Here is a 21734-nt window from a genome sequence, read left to right on the forward strand (position 1 = left end):
AGAAATTAACAGTGAGTCACTGCTAACCTCCGAAATAATATATTAGTCTTTATAACCCCATGGCGCTTTTGGTGGCGTAATAGGCTTCGTTAAATCAAAATCAACTCTAAACTCTCGACCTTGACGCACTAAGCGGTAAGTGAACTGCTCATCATATATATACATTTGCCATGTATTGCCCATCGACTGGGGAATGCCTTGACGAGCAAATGACTCTTTTGAATACTGATCAGCAGGGAACGACTGTACATTTGCAAAACCTGCATCTGTTGTGTGACCGCCGTACATGGTTGAATCATCATCTGTACCATCTTGATGGCGATGGTCATGCTTAAGGCTCAAACCGCTGCCCGTTTTAGTGATCAACCAAGTACGTGACGCATCACTACCTACATGAAAAGGCACTTGCAATTCGCGCTCATTACAACGACGTACGTGCATTACTAACTTTTTACCTGCAAATGAATTTGGTCCAGTTGCATTATCAACTGTGATTTTACCTTCATATGCTTTACCACAGTGCGCTGCAATATTATCGAAAAAAGCGTCATGGCTAGGGATAGAGACCAAAGGTGCTGGGCGAGCGATAGCGACACTGCCCATTAACGTCAGTGCTGTTGCAACCACAAATTTCATAGTAATGTTCCTAAAAATTAAAAACCAAAGGGTAACTAGCCCTTTGGTTGTTTGCAATTAAATGCGCTTAACCCACCGCTTGATATAGTGGACTGCTAAAGTCACATTATTGCCATGGTCGCTCAGATTCTAATTTGCTCTCAAAGGCACTAATCGCATCATTGAGCTGTTCTGTTTCACCAATAAAGTCTAGCCCACTTAATAGTCGAGCTTTTATATCGGCCCGAACATCAAAGTTAATCGCATCAAAATAGGGACTGCGTAACTGTTGTTGTACTAAGTCTACTTCAACTTTCATATCATCATGCTGTTCAGCGAGTGAGAATAAATATTCTAATGTGTCAGCCGCAAGCGCGATACACAGCATTTGATTGTTGCCACAATTATTAAAGAAAATATCGGCAAAACTTTCGGCTAGTATAATACTGAAACCATATTGCTTAAGCGCCCATGGTGCATGCTCCCGAGATGAACCACAACCAAAGTTATCACGGGTTAGTAAAATTGATGCACCTTTATAGCACGCTCGATTTAATACAAAGTCAGGATTAGACGCACCATCATCTAAATAACGCCAATCATAAAAAAGGGCTTTATCAAAACCATCACGGCTCGTCGATGTCAGAAACTGTTTAGGAATAATCTGGTCGGTGTCCACATTATTTTTATCCAGCGGTGCTAATAGGCCTTGGTGATATGTACTCATGATGCCTCCCCTCTTATATCCGTGAAGTGACCGGCAATTGCTGCCGCTGCAGCCATCGCTGGACTAACTAAATGTGTCCGCCCACCACGCCCTTGCCGCCCTTCGAAATTTCGATTTGATGTTGAGGCACACCGCTTACCGGCGCCAAGTTTGTCGTCATTCATAGCTAAGCACATTGAACAACCTGGTTCTCGCCACTCAAAGCCCGCCGCTTTGAAAATCTCTGCTAGGCCTTCTTGCTCAGCTTGCTGTTTCACCAAACCCGACCCTGGCACAATCAACGCTTCAACACCGTGTGCAACTGTTTTACCTTCGACCACTGATGCCGCAGCACGCAAGTCTTCAATACGGCTATTGGTACAAGAGCCAATAAATACAGTATCCACTTTTGCATCTGTTAATTTTTGCCCAGCTTCAAGTCCCATGTATTGCAAAGCACTGCGGATCGCATCAGCTTTAATTAAATCGCTTTCTTGCTCTGGGTTCGGCACAACCTCATCAATACCAATCACCTGTTCAGGGCTGGTGCCCCACGTCACTTGAGGCTGAATATCTTGCGCATTAAGCTCAACCACTCTGTCAAATTGCGCCCCTTCATCTGAATGAAGCGTGCGCCAGTATGAAACAGCCGCCTCAAACTCTTCCTCACTAGGTGCAAACGGGCGACCTTTTAAATACGCATATGTAATGTCGTCTGGCGCAATCAAACCGGCTTTGGCACCCATTTCAATGCTCATATTGCACAGTGTCATTCTCGCCTCCATCGATAGTGCTTCAATACCAGCACCACAGAATTCAGCCACATAACCTGTACCACCAGCAGTACCGAGTACGCCAATCACTGCCATGATCAAATCTTTTGCTGTCACTGTTGGCCGAAGCACACCATTAATTTGTATTTTTAACGATTTGGCTTTTTTTTGCTGTAAAGTTTGTGTTGCTAATACATGTTCGACTTCAGAAGTACCAATACCATGTGCCAATGCACCAAAAGCACCATGGGTAGAGGTATGACTGTCACCGCATACAATGGTAGTGCCAGGCAGAGTGATCCCTTGCTCAGGCCCCATAACATGCACAATTCCTTGGTTTATTGAATTTAAGTCATACAACACAATGCCAAATTCTTTACAGTTTTCAGCTAATGCCATCAACTGGTTTTTTGATACCTCACTGGCCGCATCTAAAGACCGGCTTTTAGTAGAGACATTATGATCCATTGTCGCAAAGGTTTTTCCCGGGCAACGTACTGGACGATTTTTTTCACGCAAGCCTGAAAATGCTTGAGGTGACGTCACTTCATGGACTAAATGTCTGTCTATATAGAGTAAGTCGGTTTGTTCATTGATCTGTGCAACCACATGCGATTGCCAAATTTTGTCATATAAGGTTTGAGCCACGTGCTACATCCTCAAATAGAGCGGTAACCTGACGGAAGTCACCGCATTCGTTGCTATTAAATTCGCGATACTATGGCTTGTGCCACATCTTGTGTGGTGTAACCACCTTCTGGATATATATCTGGTGTACCAACACCTGCTGCAACCGCCTCAGCGACAGCCTTTTCTATGGCGCGTGCGGCTTCATCTTGACCCAGCGAATAACGTAACATTAGGGCTGCACTTAGAATCTGTGCTATTGGGTTAGCAATGCCTTTACCGGCAATATCTGGCGCAGAGCCGCCAGCAGGTTCATATAAGCCAAAACCTGATTGATTCAAACTCGCCGAAGGGAGTAATCCCATGGAGCCGGTGATCATGGCACACTCATCAGATAAAATATCACCAAACAAGTTATCGCATAACAACACGTCAAACTGACTTGGTTGCTTTACGAGCTGCATTGCAGCATTATCAACATAGATGTAATCCAACTGAACTTCAGGGTAATCTTGACTCACTTCTGTGACCACTTCACGCCAAAGTACACTGGATGCCAATACATTAGCCTTATCAACCGACGTGACATGATTATTACGTAGTTTAGCTGCTTCAAACGCAAAGCGAGCAATTCGCTCTATTTCTTTTCGAGAATAACGCTGGGTATCAAAAGCAGCTTCTTGATCACCTTCCCCGTCACGACCTTTTTCGCCAAAATAAATCCCGCCCGTTAACTCTCGTACACACAAAATATCGAAGCCTTGCTCGCTAATATCTGCACGTAATGGAGAAGCACCACTTAATGCAGGTAATAATTGTGCCGGACGTAAATTACAAAATAATCCGAAATGTTTACGTAATGGTAATAGAGAAGCACGTTCAGGTTGCTCACTCGGTGGTAAGTGTTCCCACTTTGGGCCACCAACTGAGCCAAATAGAATAGCATCCGCAGCTTCACACGCTTCCAGTGTTGTCTCGGGTAATGCTTTACCAAATTCATCAATGGCTGCACCACCAATCGCGTGGGTTTGACGATTTAACTTGAACTCAAATTTTTCACTCACAGCATCTAGCACTCTATCTGCTGCTGCCATAACTTCTGGGCCAATGCCATCTCCGGCTAATACGGCAACTTGGTAACTTGCTTGGCTCATCCTGCTTTCCTTTGTTGTTTCAAATCAGAGACTTTTTGCGCTCTGTTAATAAGATTATAAACACGGACCATAGCCCGTACCGATGCTTCAACAACATCAGCAGCAAGACCTGCACCGTGATATTGCCGTCCGTTATACTTTGCAATAATATCTACTTGGCCAAGCGAGCTTGCACCTTGCCCCGTCGCGTCTAAGTTGTATTCTATGACTTCAACAGACATACCGATAATTCGCTCAATGGCTAGAAAGGACGCTTCTACCGGACCATTACCCGTTGCGGCTTCTTGTTTAGATTGACCTGCGACTGTCATACCAATAGTCGAACTGGCAACCGACTGGGAATTCGAGGTTGAATTGACAAATTCAAGCTTAAATTGATCATCATCATCACCCATTTGGTTAAAGTGGATCATGGCCTCAAGATCATAGTCATACACGGTACCCTTTTGGTCTGCCAATGCTAAAAAGCTAGTATATAGACTGTCCATATCGTAATCCGACTTTTGATAACCCAATTCAGATAAGCGATGCTCTATTACATGACGACCCGAACGAGACGTCATATTGAGTTGATTGTTTGGTACACCAACACTTTCTGGTGACATGATCTCATAGGTATTCTGCGCCTTTAAAACACCGTCTTGGTGGATCCCAGAGCTATGAGCGAACGCATTTTCACCCACAATTGCTTTATTTGGCTGCACTGACATATTACAGATTTTTGCGACCTGTCGAGATGCTCGGTAAATTTCTTCACTGCGAATAGCAGTATGTACTTTTAAGTAGTCTTGACGCATCTTCATGATCATGGCCACTTCTTCTAAAGAACAATTACCTGCGCGCTCTCCAATACCATTAATGGTACATTCGATTTGTCTCGCACCCGCTTGCACCGCGGCAACAGAATTGGCCACCGCCAAACCTAAATCATTGTGGCAATGCACACTTAAGCGCGCTTTATCTATATTCGGCACATTATTCATTAAATGACGGATCATGGCTGAATACTCATCAGGTGTAACGTACCCTACAGTATCTGGCAAATTAATGGTCGATGCACCGGCATTAATCGCAGACTCGACAATACGACATAAATCGGCATGTGGGGTGCGCCCAGCATCTTCACATGAGAACTCAACGTCATCAGTATAATTACGTGCTAATTTAATTGATTTAACAGCCATAGCTGTCGCATCATCCAAGCTCATACGTAGCTTGTGCTCTAGGTGCAAGGGGCTGGTTGCAATAAATGTATGGATACGACCACGTTCTGCAGGTCGCAGAGCTTCGCCACATGCTTCAATGTCTTTGCTTACCGCGCGTGCCAAACCACAAATGATTGGATTACGTACTTCAGTCGCAATACGCTGTACTGCTCTGAAGTCAGCGGGGCTAGATACAGGAAATCCAACTTCCATAACATCAACATTGAGGCGGCTTATCACATGCGCAAGTTGCAATTTATCATCTTCTGTTAAACTGGCTTTTAATGCTTGCTCGCCATCACGCAATGTCGTATCAAAAATCCAAACTTTATCCTGCATACCCTATTCCTCGGCCCAAAAAATAAAAAACCCCGCAATGTGCGGGGTTGAAAGTAGTTGCTCAGTTACGCGCACTACGCCCCGCTCTTACATTTAATGAGTAAGAGGTTAAGCAGTAATGACAAGCGCGTTGTTTTTTTCATTGAGCAAAGTTGTCCTGTTGATGGATTAATTATGTTTTATCATGCATTCAAAACCAAGATCAAGCATATTTTTTTCAAAAATAAATCTAATATTCTTTTTTTAAGAAAAATAAAACCAATAAAAAAACAAATAAAGACTATATTAACCACTTCGTGTATCTAAAAAGAATAAATCCTAATCTTTATTTTTGATCTGTAGTAGATTTATAAAGCAATTAAATATCTATAAAAAGCAATATGCCGTTGTCAGCTCTGCTAATTAACTCTACTCGCTTCATTTGTGAATAAATTAGCTACACTCCCCAAGCCATGGCCTCTGCTGACATGTTTCTCGCAGTGCGCTTAATTCAGATAAATTCTGAGTTGCCATATCATATTCAATTTGCGCATCATCATACTCATTCTCAGTCGCTATAGTAAGAAATGCTTCAGCACGTGTATGTCGTCGGACAGCATCGCCAAAACGCGCTTCAACTGAGCGCCATATGTGATCATATTGGTGGTCAACTCGTACCTGCGCAGCATCCATCAGATCATAGTGACCAGAGTCTTGATAAGAACGCGTCGCCACACTACGAGGTGCTTTCTTTAACTTATTTAAATCACTCGTAAATCCAGTATCCCCAAATACATAATCGGATAAACGCTGTAACGTATTCAAACAAGGCGTGATATCACTTCCTCTGCAATGCTGTGTATTGCTATTTAATAATTGTGTCAAACCTGCGGGGAGTGAAGCATTTGAATTTGCATCAATACTTAACACTGCATTTGCTGCATATTTTTCAATTAACTTCACTTTAGTGATGGTTTTCTTGAAAAATAATAGACGTATTTTAATTTTCGTGACGAAACGCTTAAAATCAGCTTCAGAGCGAAAGTGTAAACGTGTATTAATAAATATATCTCGGCCATAATTAAGTTGATAAATAAATGCACCCCCACATGCTTTTTTATCATAATCCGCCACCAGCGAGCGGTTTTCTAATGTGCTATACCCTTCATCAAGCTTAAGGTGTAGTTGAGACGTTAAACTCAAATTATCGGTTGAATTTCGGTGATTAATCGATGTTGAAACGCTACCTGCAACAATAAATAAGTTTACCCCTGCATGGATCTCACCGAACGTTCTGCGACTTATTGCTACTGAGTTCTGATGCTGTAAGTAGTCAAGCTCGCCAGACATCGCACTATGAAATTTTAGATCCCCCGTAACACAACTGTCCTGCTCTTGGTGTAACTCTTGGTCAAACCCTTTCCCTAAATCAGATTGGCTATATCGTTCACTATAATAACGCTGGGCTACAACACCGCACGAAAAGCACAATATTAAAAAGCTAAATAATAGTCTCATGCTCAGTCCTTGTTAGAGCCAAAGTCTCTGACTTTAGCTCTATCATTACTTTAGTCTGTGCCAAATACCGTACCGTAAGTACTCAATGCACCCTCACATAATCGCCAATTTAATATACCTACTGCAGGTGTCTTAGCATTTATGAACGTTGGCGCCCAGCGCATATTGCGATATTTAACACTCTCATTTTCACTGATCACCCCCGCACGAACGGCTTCCTGTCGAGCTAATTCACACTGTTTCCAATCCAAACGATCTGATGAAGGTAGCTGTAGTTGCGTAACATCGTAACTTGCAGGACAGGTTTTACCACGACGCGTACAATCATCTTTCATTTTTTGCACTTCAACCTCACAGGATGTACCAAACGGATTATCTCGGCAAAACTGTGCGGCATTGAATAAAAACCATGCATTGTCATACGCCAATTTTTGGATTTGTTCCACTGCGTTACTTTGCGAATCCGGTAAATAGGCGTAATAACTGGTTAAAAGACTCGTAGCACGCTGCTCATCTAGCACAGCTTGCTTAAAATCATCTTCCAACTCACTGATCATCCATTTCGTTGCATTACGTACTTTTTGATAATCGGCAACTAATGGTCGAATAGCTAATGACGCACTGTCGTAACGCGTAGTGTAATAACGCACAACATTGTAATCACTCAATGAGTTAAGTTGTGTTCTAAAACCATCTTTTGAATACTTCACGGCTTCATAAAACATATCAAAACACGGCTTAGGGTTATCCAAGGAGCACGTAATTATATTATTAGGGATAATACTCAGTAGCTGTTTCGGATCGCCGCCATGTTGAATGGCTCTCACGGTGATTTTTACTGATGACTTTGTATCATCTTGCAAATATTTAAGCTGTCCGCCTACGTTAAATACGCCGCCATATAAATCAACATCAAGGTAACCACCAATTTCAGATTTATCGCGATTACTGCCATAATCTATTTTTAAGTTGACCATAATATTAGCGCCATACTCTATTGCACTCACAAACTCGTCACCTGCTAACTGTTGAATACGCGCTTGGTGTTTATTCGCTATTTCACTCCCTGCAGGCGTAAGCGTATACCCAACATTACTATCCTCAGGTAAAAACAGTCGTTTTTTAGGCGTACTCGTTGCGCTAAATGTATATGAACTAGAATATGTGCTCGATGCCATTTCTTTCGCTAACGACGCACCGGCCGAAACTCGCACGACGGGAAAATTAACATCAATATCAACACTACCATTCAAGGTACTGAGCAAATCATCATAGCTCATGTCAATTCCGGTTTTGAATTTAACTTCTGTATTTCCAAACGTTTCGTCCACACGTCCAGATATTGGTTGTACATTCAAAAAACGCTTGGTCTGGCTATCATAGGCTGTGCCGATTGACACATGATCATTGATTAACCCCGATATAGTTGAGCCTGCATTTGACTGCTGACTTGCTAGTGATGACTCTTTTGCTAATGCATACTGGCTAGTCAATCCTACCACCAGCATTGTAAAATATATTGATTTCATGGTTGCTCCTTAACGAATTGTCACTAGGTAATCTTCAACTTCACCATAATGGATACGGTTACACGCATTGTCAGAACCACCTCCAGAGTCAGTGGCTACACGCATTAACGTCACTCCTCCTGGCTGCTCAGTCGGGACACTGATTGCAAATTTAAACACTCCGTCTGACGCCGATTTATACACCATTTCTGAGTCTGAAAATTGACCGTCTTGGTCCCAATCAACCCATACTCTTGCCGCAACATAAGAAGGATATTGCGGCTCTTTATTACCCGGTGTTATCGTCATAGAAGCCTCTCTTCCGGCTGATAACGTAATCACCTTACCTGACACAGCTGTGTAACTGTGGCGTGCCGAGTCATGACTAAAGTCATCAAGCGTTACCTTATCAATCCATTCCCATTCACTATCAAACGCAACATTGTCACAATATGCATTTTTTAAAACGGTCGTCTTTAAAGCAACTGGTACATATTCAGGTGGCATCGTGCTGCATGCATCTGCTGCATTCGCCCCAGCATGCCAGTTATATGGATTAGTAAAATCTGAATTAGCAAAAGTGAGGTATTGCCCATGCCCTTGAGCAAGACGTTCCGGGGATAACCATAACGCCCTTAATTGCGCAAGCTTCTGTTCTTTGCTGATAATATCGGTTGTATCAAACGCACGTTCCCACACCTCAACAAGTAAACCGTCATAGCATTTCTCTAACCAAGCGAATCGACCTTGCGCCTGTTGAACCGTTAGTAGATCTCCTAATTCATTATAATTTGCGCTTGTTTCTGATTCTGTGTTCGCTTGAACCGTTGCTGCAATGCACATCAATGATGATGCGGCTATAAGTTGTCTTATCATGATCATATCCTTATTTTAATACCTGACTAAAGCTGCTGTAATCTCGGTAATAACTCAGGTTTTCGGCCTCGTAATCCAAACAATAACTCCCTTCAGGGTTTTGCTCACAATAATCCACCATATCTGCAAATAAGTTGGCATTACTTCGGCTTGAAGTCTCAATTTCGTGCAGTTGATTTAGCTCCAAAGTGGAAAATTGAGAAGCATAATAGCGTTGTAAGTTTTTGGCTCTACGATAAGTTAACCGTTCTGTTATCCAGCGATTTGTTAACTCTTTTACAACCAGCTTGGTTAAGTAATTTACGGCTACATAACCTTGAGCAGGTACCAGTTGCTGTAACATTGGGCCTGAGTCTTGATAATTCGCAACATATGTATCGGTAATATTGTAATCATCCAATGAATTAAATTGATTGATATAATCGGTTTTCAAATAATTCACTGCAGACTCAAATAATGCAAAACATGGCTCTGGATTTAGTAATGTACACCGCATAATGCCATTAGGAATAATCGTCAATAATCGATTCGGATCACCGCCACTTTGATAACCACTTACAGAGATTTTAATGGATTGCCGCTTACTATCATCGAGCTTTTGAAGCTCACCATTGACTTTCACTTTGCCAATCCAATCAACACTTAAGTAGCCACCAATAGACCGTTTATCTTCTTCATTCCGGTAATCAATTTTCATGTTAATAACGACGTTAGACCCATATGCAAAACCGTGAACGAAGCCATCACCTAAGTTGCTTGCTTTATTACCTGGCTCAGCAATAGCCAAGTCTTGCGCGGCCATTGTAGGCTGGTAACCCATTGTTGATGCAGGCATTAACATACGTGATTTGGGCTTAACGGATGAATACACCGTGTAAGTCCCCGTATACTTATCCGCGCTAATATCTTTGGCATAATTGGCGCCAGCATCAATGCGAACAGCCGGAAACTTGAAGCCTGCGTCCACCTTTCCATCAATAAGTTTCAGCGCTTGCTCGTAGCCCAAATCGACGCCCACTCTAAAATCAATTTTTGAATTACCTAAATCTTCAACTTCTGCCCCTGTTACTGACTGTAACCCTAGGAAAACTTGACCCTTACTTTTATAGGCCGTGCCTAGTGGAACTGAATCAATATTATCGCTACTGTTTGATAATATCTTAGGCTTAGCACCTTCTTCAAAAGAGGGCGTTATACTTGCGGCAAAACTCGCCGTACTGAACAAAGCCAGCAATACTGGGGTATAAACAAAATTTCTCATAATGTCTCTCCGTGTGTTCGGCCCCAAAAATCATCAGAGCCATTCCTTGATTAGCGTAAGCTATTCAAATAATCTTTATGCCAAGTTTCTGGTATGCGATTCAGTACATCTTGTTCTGTTTCAATCACATTTTTGAATTCGTTGTTACTTTGCATTGCTAAATCGCCCACCTGAATCCCATTTGCAAACATGCTAAAAGTTTCTCCCTCCAGCTCGACAGGATCTTTCTTGGTTCGCTTCAAACGCAGGTTATAAACATTGCCATCAAACTTTACCTGCTCAATTTTGCTAATAAATTGCATTGCCCCTTGAGTATGAATATGCTCACCTAGCTGCAAATCTTTTGCCCATACCGACTCTCCTGATTGCGTAATGACAGGGTGAGACTCAGTTAACAGCAGTGTTTTTCCATCTTTGGTTGTTAGCTGGATCATGGGAATAGCCTCAACACCAATTGAAATATCTGCAATTTCAAGATTCAACTTTTGAGTCGGATGATATTGACTTGCCCCTAGAACGGTATCGCCAACACTTAATGTTTCTATCGGTAATTGACTGCCATCTGGTAATGTAATAAGGCTACCTTCGGCCAAGCAGCTATAAACGATTTGCATTTGTGGATGGTCAGTATTTTCCCAAGACCCCGCTAACCCAGCGGATCCAATAACTATTGTTTCAGCGCGTGGCGTTTGGTTAGGTCGAGGCGCATTATCTACCGCTATATTCATCACCCAATTCGCATCTTGATAACGGCCATAAAGTGATGCATCACCAAAAACCCCTTGGTTTCGAGGGATGTTCCAAGATAACTTGGTCGTGGTGCGTCGCCCAACGGTGATGTACTCAACATTGAGGTTATCAGCAAAGAAATTCTGTATATCGCTATATTGATCCCCTGAAATAGTCGTTGCCCCACCTCCCTCTTTCGTTTGAATAAAAATATTAGTACCAAAGTCAAGTACAGCTGGCTTTTCAACTTGTCCGCCCGGCACCAACTTGGTTGTGCCATCTGGGTTTTCTATTACGTCTAACACACTCCAATCAGAGCGATAAATACGTGACACTTTGCCAAGCATGGTGTATTCACCCACAAATGGGATCTTTAACTTAAGCTGATCATTGGGTGTATTAGTTGGGTAAATATTCTCATAATCACAATCGCCGTAATTTCGATTAAGACACACGATAATTTTTTGATCTGGCGTTGTCGGGCCTGCAGCTGAGCGAACATCCCTCGGGTGAGACACATTCGCACCATATGCACCATTCGATGCTCTCAATATATCCATATCGAAGTTTTGCTGTTCAAGTTCAGCTGCCGAACTAACCAACATATCTGGTGCTACGTAACCCAACAGCGCTAATATGGTGTCTTTTGAATATTCTACTTTAGAGTTGCGGTCTTCAACGACTTCTTTACCACTGGCATCCGTATAGATTACAGTCACCCAGGCATCGGCATAAACACGTTCAACCGTTTTCAGTTTTTGTAAGGCATCAGCAACTTTCACTGAAGAGTAAATTGATTTTCGTTTTTTTTCTGGCCCATCCCCAAAATACTCAGCATAGCGCGGCAACGTAATTGAACTGCCCTTTTCATCCACTAATGTAATATCAATAAAAGTATAATCAGTGGTTTTATTCTCACTATTTAACGCAGAGATCACTAAATGCTCTTCATCTGTTCCTGGAGGCGTGAGAACTTCAACTCCCATATGCTTGAAAAATGAACATAAGCTGACACGATGTGCATCACATTCCTCAGCCTTACTTTCAAGACCCTGTGCACCGAAAAACGAAGAAGATGTATACCCTGATTCAAGCTGTTTGTTTATTAAAGAAAATAAGTGTGGGCGGTTGTGTTTATTCAACCCATATTTATTTAATCGATCTTTTAAAGCCTGATTGTTTTCTTTTGTTTTAAGGTTTGTACGTGCAAAACCATGTTCAACATTAAAATACGGCGCAGCGGCAGTCATGGCGATATCTGACTGCGAAGCGTGCGCAGAAATTGAAGCCCCACCTAACGCCAATGCAATAGATAAACTTAAGATTTTCATCTGTTTTCCTTATTATTTTATAACAAAACACATTGAATTTTGAGCTCACGCTCAGGGCCCTTACATCTATCTATGTAAGGACCTTACGGCTATATATGACGGGATAAAATGGTGGCGTTAACGACCTTTCACTGTAATTTCCATATCTTCAACCTCACCATAGTTGAAGTTACTACAGCCATCGTGACCAAATTCAGTCAAAGGATGCTCTTCAAGTCGGACTCGAAGTGTGAAGTTCTTTTTTTGCCACCAATACATGCTGGGTAAAAATATGGCTTGGCTAGCTTTTATTCGACATTGGCCGTTATTGCAGTCTTTGGTGTAGTTACCACTCATATCGAAACTATTAGATTCATCAGAACGAAATACTTTATCTTTGTCTTGGTCAACCCAAACAGTAAGACGTACATCACGATTGTCGCGGCTTAACAGCCTATCGACCGTTGCTTCATTTAATACATTAGATTTGATATCTACATTTAATTCTGCACGGCGTAAAAACTCGAGGTTAGTTGCATGCTTTTTATAACCAGTATTATTTGTACCTGACGCATTTGCGATGAGATTACGGTTGTGAATAGATGTCCATACATGCATTTCATCAATATATAACGCTTGCGCATTGTTTGACGTAGTGATTCTGCTTTTACACTCTGATGGGGCAGTCAGTATTATGTCCTGAGTCACTTCATCTGTTTGCCCACTGCCATCTTGGTAAGTAACTCGCAGTGACACTCGATAAGTTCCATTTGTTAACGGATAACTCACCGTTTCAGGCTGCTCATTATGGCTCGTTTGGTTATCATGCCCGAATTGCCAATAGTAACTCGGTTGACGAACCTTATTTACTTGAGAAGTATTGATAAACTTAATCTGGTTATTCGCCAACAACTGGTAGCTAAAACTTGCTTGTATCGGAAGTTCAGGCACATCAACGTCCGTTTTCACATCAATTACTTGAGATGCTTTTGCATATCCACACGTATCATAGAATGTATATTTCCCCCCAAATGATAATCGCATCAAGCCAATACCAGCGGTTGTTTGATCTTTTAGTTTAAAACGCACTTGTCCATTATTAATCACTTGATTCTCTATGATTAGTTCATTCGATGAAAACAAACCATCACGGTTATTATCAAATAATACCGATACGAGTTTACCATTGAGCGTATTGTCAAATTGCAATTGCTGTTCACTATGCTTATTCATAAGTAGAGTAGGCGTCAGGACACTTTGGTAAGGTTGATGCGCTAAGGGCACGCTCTGCGCGTTGATAGATAGTGAAGACAACGGAGAGTTTCCTTGTGCAAGCGTTGGTGCACATGCGGCTTTCACAGCTCGACTAAAATAATGCCTAAAGCCCACCAACTTTGTACTGTCTGTTTTTGTGACTGTGAGCTTAAACCGAATAAGTTCATCAATATCTAAAACGCGCGAGCGTTGTAAGAATGGGTGAATAGCTGAATTGTTACTTTTTTGCCAACGTTCATTAGTGCCATCACCCCACTCAACCTCGATCTCTTTTATATCCGTGGCAGCAATACTATTTAAAGTATAACTAACGGTGTCGTAATGCATCGCACTATCAAATTCTAATGACGAAAGTTGTGTGTTATTCGCAACAATTCCTACCGAGTGCAAAGTGTTATCTATTTGTGCTGTTACTTCACTCTCTGTGCCTATGTGACTAAAAAACCGCGCTTGGTCAATCAAACACATACCAGCATCTTGCACCGATGCGCCGGTAAAAAAACAATTTACGTTGGCTCGAAGAAATAACTTAAATCCATCTTGAATACTCCAACCTTGCGTTTTTACCAATTCATAAAAGGCTTTTCTAAAAACACCCGCTGTACTATATATCGACTGACTCGGTTCGTATGACTTAAAGTGGTCAATGCTCTTGCCATCCCAAGAAGGCATCTCAAAATACCGAGCTCCCGTGTCTTCATATAAGACATCCCAGCCGTACCACCATTTTCGATTACCATCATGACTTGTAACCTGATCCACTGATTTGTTTTTAAAAGCGGTTGACTGACGGTATGAGCCCCGAACATATTGTGAAAAATAATCAAACACTGCGACGCTTGCAATATCTGAAAAAGCTTCATTCAATGCACCATCTTGACCGCTGGCATTTAACTGGCTATTCCAAAATGTTACTGCATGACTGACCTCATGAGCCACTATATCTAAGGTTGTATGGTAGTAATGCGTTCCCCCATAATTCCCTGTGCCATAATTCACATGGGTATCGTCCCAATTGGCTTGCGAGTTACCATACGTGTTGTTGCCTACATTCTGTGATAATTGCTTTAAACAAAAACCCGCTGCCTCACAGGTAGACCCTTGATCAGGGAACATCTCTGTTAAAAGTTGGTGGTAATACTGCATCACTAGGCCAGCATTGAAGTGAGCATCATTTAAGCCTGAGTAGCTGTAGTAATCATAATACTGATTGTCTATTGTTTCCTTATCAAAATTCTCGTTTGAGTTACTACATTGATAACTGGCTGCTTTTGTTTTGTCAGCGATATAATCGATGGTCTTTACGTAAGGGTTTTCTAGCGCACAATTTCCCTGCTCTTTAGTGACAATGAACGGGTATCCTGAGAATGCACTAAAAAGACTTACATTATTATCTGTAAACAATACCTCAGCAGCTGCGACATCGGTTGCTTGAAACTTGTAAGATAAGCAATTGTTCATACTCATTGGAGCTGGAGAATAACAAACCGCCCCTAATTTCTCATTACCGCCAATTCCTCCTCCAGCAATCAACTCTGCTTGAGGATTTAACCCATCAATATCATTGTCTTTTCGGATCACTTTTAGAGTTTCTGCGTTTATAATGAAGTTTACTCGCCGCTCAGGTGTGTGCACTCGTGCAACAAAAACGGCTTGGAGTTCGTTCTCATCCAACATGAACGCCTTGCTAAATGACAGTTCATTTGTGAACGGGATCCCATCCGCAATAAACTGCTTTGTTAAAGTATGCTTAATTTGAGTTTCGGTTAAACGAAATATATCCGGTATAGAGGTAGCGAATTCTTCTTCAGCAATAATAGCACTACCTAGACCTTGTTCGATATCGCCTAGTTTATCGACCAATAGAACAAAGCGACTGTTTAAAACGGGAATATTGCCAACATATACTTGATAGTGCTGATAACGATTATTGGCACCAACGGTCTTCATCGCTCGATAATTAATGGTGAGCTCTGACAGATTTTTCTCTGCTTTTAAAGCCATATTGGACTGAACAATTTTTTTCTGTACTTGTGCCCAAATATGACTTTGGTTCATTAAATTCTGCTGCTCTATTGCATGACTACCAAATGCAATACTCATCAAGCCACTAATCGCGGATATCGAAAGCGTATTCATCCTAACTCCTTTACACAGATGTGATAAATAAAGAAATACACACAGCAAACAATTGTGAATATTTTATTTAGAGTAATGGATCAAATTTAACATTAAAATAACAATAAAGTATGGAAGTAGCACAAATAACCAGCAAGAACTTGATCTAACTGGTTATTTAAAAAACAAAAAATTAACATTTTCGGGTTTATGAACGAGAATTTTGACGATTAGATTATAAATACCAAAAAAGTATTAAAAGAGTTTTTACTTCAACTATTTTCCTGAAGAGTGACTAGTGGCCACCATAATGTGCAGCGCCTCGAGCAATGTAGCGGAGCTGCCAAATCAAACGTTCTGTTAATTCACTAAGTTGTTGACTATCTTGATCTAGTGCATCAGCTCCCGCATTAAAAACTAAAATAACCATTGCTTCTGCTTGCATGTACGCATGGTTTTTATTGCATGGCGTTTCAGATTCTAGATAGTGTGCAAGCTCTAACGTAAAATGCTTAATTTCTCTTGCAACTGCAGCTCGAAACGCCTTAGACGTGCCTGAGCGTTCTCTGAGCAATAATCTAAACTGGTTACTTGATGTATCAATAAATTCCATAAAGGTTTGCACTGAGGTATTTATGACACTGCCACCGTTTGCTATTCGTCGCCTAGCTTGACGCATCAACTGGCGCAATGTAAGACCAGCTTCATCCACCATGGTTAACCCTAGTTCATTCATATCCTTAAAATGGCGATAAAAAGAAGTGGGGGCAATACCTGCTTCACGTGCGACTTCACGTAAACTAATATTTGAAAAACTGTGTTCCGCACTTAACTGGTTAAAAGCGGCTTCTATCAGCGCTTGTCGAGTTTTTTGTTTTTGCTGCGCACGTACACCTGACATTTTTCATTCCATATATAATTAGTTCAAACATTGTAGAGTCTAATACTTGACGGCAGCAGAATGAAATACTATTTTAGCGTACAAGTGTACGCTGAGATTTAAATAATGAAAAAACCGCCGATTATTTGGACAAATGTGCTGTTCTTTAGCATCACCTTTTTGGCTGCCATCACATTGGTACCCTGGTATGGCTATGAATATGGCTATACCGCAACACATTGGGCTGTATTCACAGCTTGTATGTTCTATGCTGGACTATCTATTACTGCTGGGTACCATCGCTTATGGGCTCATAAGGCTTATGATGCACACCCCGTGATACAATGGATATTCGCAATAGGCGGAGCTTTTGCATTGCAAAACAGTGCCTTGCATTGGAGTAGTGATCATCGAGTCCACCATGGTCAAGTCGATGACCCAGTCAAAGATCCCTATGCAGCAACCAATGGGTTTTGGTATAGCCATATAGGGTGGATGCTTCGTGATCATCAAGGTGAGAGTTATGGAAATTACAGTAATGCCCGTGATTTACAACGTAACAAAATCGTGATGTTCCAGCATCGCCATTATTTAAAGCTCGTACTCGCAACTAACCTAGGTATTCCATTGTTACTGGGTGTGCTTGTGGGTGATATTATTGCAATGCTACTATTGGCGGGAGTATTAAGGTTGGTGCTGAGTCAACACTTTACCTTCTTCATCAATTCACTGGCGCATATCTGGGGCTCTCGACCCTATACTGAGAAAAATACCGCGCGTGATAATGGGTTTTTAGCGTTATTCACCTATGGAGAGGGTTATCATAACTTTCATCATATTTTTGCAAGTGATTATCGCAATGGCATTCGCTGGTATCATTACGATCCAACGAAATGGATGATCCGTACAATGGCTGCTTTGGGGCTAGCCTATAAACTTAAACGGACCCCTGTAGAGCGAATTGAAAAAGCCAAAGCGGAAACGTTACTACTTAAAACAAAAGTACGCTTAGCAAAATTGCCTTTGGCGCAAGATAAGCTTACATTGTTACAACAAGAGTATGACTTGCTTCTAAAAAAACTGCAGACATTTTGTGTCGCGCAAAAAGCACTATTAGAAGCCAAAAAAGATTCCATGCGCGTGCAGTGTGATAAATCACTGCTCGCAACGCAGTACCAAGAGCTCGAAGCTGCTTGGCACGAGCAAAAACAAGCATGGCTAGCATTAAATGCGAGGCTGCTAAAACCGTCATTCAACGTTTAGCGGAGTTTCACAGCCTCTTTAGTCTAACGTTGAGGAGAGGCTGTGACTAAACAACAAAGTTCCCCTGAAGAAAAAGAAGTAAAAAACTACCAGTATGACGCAATCATTATTGGCACGGGGCCCGGTGGTGAAGGTGCAGCTATGAATCTATCTAAAAGCCAACAGCGCGTCGCCGTTATAGAGCGCCAGCAGGCTGTTGGTGGAGGCTGCGTGCACTGGGGAACAATTCCTTCCAAAGCGCTACGTCATTCAGTAAGTCGCTTAATAGAATATAAAGCCAATCCTCTATATCGTTTCACAGAGAAGCCACAACGCCATACATTTCAAGATATTTTGAATCATGCCAGTACCGTTATTTCAAAGCAATCTAACCTGCGCAGTAGCTTCTACGATAGAAATCGAATTCATTTATATCAAGGCGATGCCAGTTTTATCGATGCACACACGATAAAAGTACAACATGATGATGGCTCTCAAGAAGTATTAACAGCGCAAACAATTGTGATAGCTACGGGCTCTCGCCCCTATCGCCCTCCCGAAGTGGATTTTACACATTCTCGTGTTTATGACAGTGATACTATATTAAGCTTAAAGCACAATCCGCAACGTGTCATTATCTATGGTGCAGGTGTCATTGGCTGTGAGTATGCTTCTATTTTCAAAGGGCTCGGTGCAAAAGTAGACTTAATTAATACCCGAGATCGACTGCTTGCTTTTATGGATGCAGAGATATCTGATGCACTCAGTTACCACTTTTGGAATAGTGGTATCGTTATTCGTCACAACGAAGAATTTGCTACCGTAGAGGGAAGAGATGACGGCGTAATATTGCATTTGAAATCAGGAAAACGTGTTAAAGCAGACTGTATTTTATTTGCCAATGGCCGTACCGGTAACACCAACGATTTAAATCTGGCTGCAGTAGGATTAAAAGCTGACGGAAGAGGCCAGCTCAAGGTAAATGGGAACTATCAAACTGACATTGATAATATTTATGCCGTTGGCGATGTAATAGGTTATCCGAGTCTAGCTAGCGCTGCTTTTGATCAAGGCCGAATTGCAGCCCATGCAATCGTGCAAGGCGATAGTGCCGACAAGTTGATTATTGATATCCCTGCTGGAATTTATACAATCCCTGAAATGAGCTCTGTCGGTAAAACTGAACAAGAGCTCACCGCGGCAAAAATACCCTATGAAGTTGGTAGAGCGCAATTTAAACACTTAGCGCGTGCACAGATCACGGGCACCGAAGTCGGCAGTTTAAAATTGCTATTCCATGCGGAAACCAAAGAGTTATTAGGTGTACACTGCTTTGGTGAACGAGCGTCCGAAATTGTCCATATTGGACAGGCAATTATGGAACAAAAAGGCGCGGGTAATAATGTCGAATACTTTGTTAATACCACCTTTAACTACCCCACAATGGCAGAAGCCTATCGGGTGGCAGCCCTAAATGGCTTAAATAGATTATGTGATTAGCCCACCAGCGCCAGGGTATACCTGGCGCGCATTTTTTATTGTGCTGCGTTTAATACACACGCTAAAACTGGTACTTTGCAGTCGCTCTATAAAGGGTTTCTTGCTGTTGTGCATCACGACCTACTGGCGGCCTGAATTCAGCGCGGGTATCTAAATATTGCCACTCAAACCCTAATTGCCATTGTTTATTCAGCTGTTTGCGAATATTGAGGGTAGCAGCCTGTGTTTCACTATTATTGGGGTCAAATTCCCAGAAATCTTTATCAATTACTTTAGATTGCTCCAGCCTACCACTCACTCTATAATTCTGCCATGTATGGCTGAGCATCACAAACCAGCTATTAAAATCATTATCTACGCCTCTGCGCGCACCCATAGCCGTGTTACCAACCATAGCTTGCATAATGACTTGAGTCTGTTTTGATAGCTTACTACGCCACGCTAAACTCCAAAATTTAGTGTCCCACGCATATTGCTGTGTGTTGCGATTGAGCACCGATGGGTCACCATTGTTATCATACCAATACAACCGCAATGTGTGTTTTTTCAAATACCCAATATGCGTACCAAAGTAATAACCAAAGCGTCCATCCACTTCACTGAATGGCTCTACATACTGACCTTGGTGCGCCAATTGCGGTGCCATAAGTGCATACAAAGGAGCAAATTGGACCCGCTCATTAATCACTGACTGCCTGTCATGAGGCGTAAAACCACGCCAAGCTACTAGCGTACCCGCAGGATCATTACCTTTATAAAGCGCCCCTAAAAAACTGATATCATATTTGCTGCGAAACCGCCTAGCTGGACGCTTAATTTCAAACTCAGCACCAAACGTGCGTACTTCTTCCCCTATCCAAGCATTAATGGCGGAATACTGATAAGTATAAGGAGAAGACCAACCTAAACTGGGGTTTTCAAGCGACATACGAGGATAAAAGGCACCAATACGAGACCTAAACTGATATCGTTTTGAAAGAGGTTGATAATTGACATAAGCTTCAGTAAAACCAAGTTTATCATTTTGGTCAGGGACATATTGTGCAACAGCATGACCAGACCATGCAGAACTCAAATCAACGCGACCTTCGAGTACACCTCTGGAAATATTAAGTACATTGCTTTGCGTACCAAAACGACTCATCCCCCAACCACCCGCGGTCCACGATTTTTGTTCACTGCGATCATGCGCACTTATTTCAACCAAGCCGTGTAGCTGCCCCTCAACTGCATAAGATTGATTAGCAAACAGAAAAAACAAGCTGCCAATCACTGTGACCCTTTTATTCATAGCCATCCGTTTCATCCGTTAAAAAGTCCAATTTATCAAGCAATGGTTGTTGTAATTGGTACTGTATTTTCTGATTAGTTTGCACAATGTTCAGCTGTTTTGACTCTGGTTTATCTAAATTTTCATAGCGTTCATGCCAGACTTTCAACGTCGTTGTGCCTAACTGATTTTCCATCAATGGCAAGTTAACCTTGCCATTGATGTCAGTTAAACCAAATACCCCTGAGTTCACCACCAAAATGTAACCTAGCATCCAGTCATGAATATTACAGCCAAGCTCCACAACACCAGTCTGAGAAAAGGTGATCGGGGCTTGGGGCTTATCGCGATATAGCTTTAATTCAAATGCTTTGGGTTCTGAGAAAGAATATACGTGATGTAAAATTGAATCAAAATTAGGAAAATCAACCTTGGCCCCTTGCGGCACAATTAAAGCATGTGGCGTGAAGTTTCGATCTTTTTGTCCCATATTATATTGCTGTGAAAGTGAGATATCATTTACTGACCATTGCTTCCCCTCAAGCCACACAGCCGCACCGACTAAAGGTTGGCCTTGTGTATCCTTCACTGTCAGCTCTAATGCTTGGCAAGAAAATCCTAGCCAACACAATAACCCTATAAATTTTTTCATCTTTTACCAATTTTTATGTGTGAAATCGCTTATATTTTAGTATAGGTTATCTATACACAAATTCGTATTTTTACACCCGAATATAAACAGACCGGTACAACCAAACTTATCATTCATTATGAATACGTATGCAAGCTATTCATCCTGAAATTGCAGCGCAGTATGCTAACCCTACCTCACCACTAACATGCTTAACT

Annotated in this window: 16 protein-coding genes; 2 read left to right on the forward strand and 14 right to left on the reverse strand. The window is 41.8% G+C overall.

Features of this window, described 5'->3' with window-relative positions; translation table 11 throughout:
- Positions 1-42: 42 nt before the first annotated feature.
- The 12 genes from PAUR_RS02420 to fabR form a co-directional block, all read right to left on the reverse strand.
- Positions 43-636, reverse strand: coding sequence for a hypothetical protein (locus PAUR_RS02420; protein ID WP_192506227.1), 594 nt, complete (start codon positions 634-636; stop codon positions 43-45).
- A gap of 106 nt (positions 637-742) precedes the next feature.
- Positions 743-1342, reverse strand: coding sequence for a 3-isopropylmalate dehydratase small subunit (gene leuD, locus PAUR_RS02425; RefSeq protein ID WP_192506228.1), 600 nt, complete (start codon positions 1340-1342; stop codon positions 743-745).
- The gene (leuC, locus tag PAUR_RS02430) at positions 1339-2742 is read right to left on the reverse strand and encodes a 3-isopropylmalate dehydratase large subunit (RefSeq protein ID WP_192506229.1); all 1404 of its coding nucleotides are present in this window, start codon (positions 2740-2742) and stop codon (positions 1339-1341) included. The genes leuD and leuC overlap by 4 nt, the downstream gene beginning before the upstream one ends.
- Positions 2743-2798: 56 nt before the next feature.
- Entirely contained in the window at positions 2799-3875 is a 1077-nt protein-coding gene (leuB, locus tag PAUR_RS02435; protein ID WP_192506230.1) for a 3-isopropylmalate dehydrogenase, read from the reverse strand.
- Positions 3872-5419: a 2-isopropylmalate synthase gene (gene leuA, locus PAUR_RS02440; RefSeq protein WP_192506231.1), complete on the reverse strand. Its 1548-nt coding sequence runs from the start codon at positions 5417-5419 to the stop codon at positions 3872-3874. Before leuA ends, leuB begins: the two co-directional genes overlap by 4 nt.
- Before the next feature lie 432 nt (positions 5420-5851).
- Positions 5852-6916, reverse strand: a complete 1065-nt coding sequence (locus tag PAUR_RS02445; RefSeq protein ID WP_192506232.1) for a hypothetical protein — start codon at positions 6914-6916, stop codon at positions 5852-5854.
- A 50-nt stretch (positions 6917-6966) separates the two neighbouring features.
- A complete protein-coding gene (locus tag PAUR_RS02450) occupies positions 6967-8445 on the reverse strand; it encodes an internalin (protein WP_192506233.1) in 1479 nt (492 codons plus the stop codon).
- A gap of 9 nt (positions 8446-8454) precedes the next feature.
- A complete protein-coding gene (locus tag PAUR_RS02455; protein WP_192506234.1) occupies positions 8455-9300 on the reverse strand; it encodes a GEVED domain-containing protein in 846 nt (281 codons plus the stop codon).
- 10 nt (positions 9301-9310) lie between these two features.
- Positions 9311-10561 carry a hypothetical protein gene (locus PAUR_RS02460; RefSeq protein WP_192506235.1) on the reverse strand — a complete coding sequence of 417 codons (1251 nt, stop codon included), beginning with the start codon at positions 10559-10561 and terminating at the stop codon, positions 9311-9313.
- A gap of 50 nt (positions 10562-10611) precedes the next feature.
- Positions 10612-12621, reverse strand: a complete 2010-nt coding sequence (locus tag PAUR_RS02465; RefSeq protein ID WP_192506236.1) for a Hint domain-containing protein — start codon at positions 12619-12621, stop codon at positions 10612-10614.
- Positions 12622-12738: 117 nt separating this feature from the next.
- Positions 12739-16014, reverse strand: coding sequence for a M4 family metallopeptidase (locus PAUR_RS02470; RefSeq protein ID WP_192506237.1), 3276 nt, complete (start codon positions 16012-16014; stop codon positions 12739-12741).
- Between the two features lie 274 nt (positions 16015-16288).
- Positions 16289-16894, reverse strand: coding sequence for an HTH-type transcriptional repressor FabR (gene fabR / locus PAUR_RS02475; protein WP_192506238.1), 606 nt, complete (start codon positions 16892-16894; stop codon positions 16289-16291).
- Between the two features lie 105 nt (positions 16895-16999).
- Between fabR and PAUR_RS02480 the strand changes: the two genes are divergently transcribed.
- Both PAUR_RS02480 and sthA read left to right on the forward strand, forming a co-directional pair.
- A complete protein-coding gene (locus PAUR_RS02480; protein WP_192506239.1) occupies positions 17000-18136 on the forward strand; it encodes an acyl-CoA desaturase in 1137 nt (378 codons plus the stop codon).
- Positions 18137-18178: 42 nt separating this feature from the next.
- Positions 18179-19615, forward strand: a complete 1437-nt coding sequence (gene sthA / locus PAUR_RS02485; protein ID WP_192506240.1) for a Si-specific NAD(P)(+) transhydrogenase — start codon at positions 18179-18181, stop codon at positions 19613-19615.
- A gap of 61 nt (positions 19616-19676) precedes the next feature.
- Here sthA and PAUR_RS02490 read toward each other — a convergent pair whose 3' ends face one another.
- Together PAUR_RS02490 and PAUR_RS02495 are read right to left on the reverse strand one after the other, a co-directional pair.
- On the reverse strand, positions 19677-20906 hold the full coding sequence (locus tag PAUR_RS02490) for a hypothetical protein (protein ID WP_225738264.1): 1230 nt from the start codon (positions 20904-20906) through the stop codon (positions 19677-19679).
- Positions 20899-21537 (reverse strand): methylamine utilization protein, encoded by a 639-nt coding sequence (locus PAUR_RS02495; RefSeq protein ID WP_192506242.1) that lies wholly within the window; start codon positions 21535-21537, stop codon positions 20899-20901. The genes PAUR_RS02490 and PAUR_RS02495 overlap by 8 nt, the downstream gene beginning before the upstream one ends.
- Positions 21538-21734: the final 197 nt, after the last annotated feature.

Source organism: Pseudoalteromonas aurantia 208 (assembly GCF_014858725.1).
In the GTDB taxonomy this organism is placed as follows: domain Bacteria; phylum Pseudomonadota; class Gammaproteobacteria; order Enterobacterales; family Alteromonadaceae; genus Pseudoalteromonas; species Pseudoalteromonas aurantia.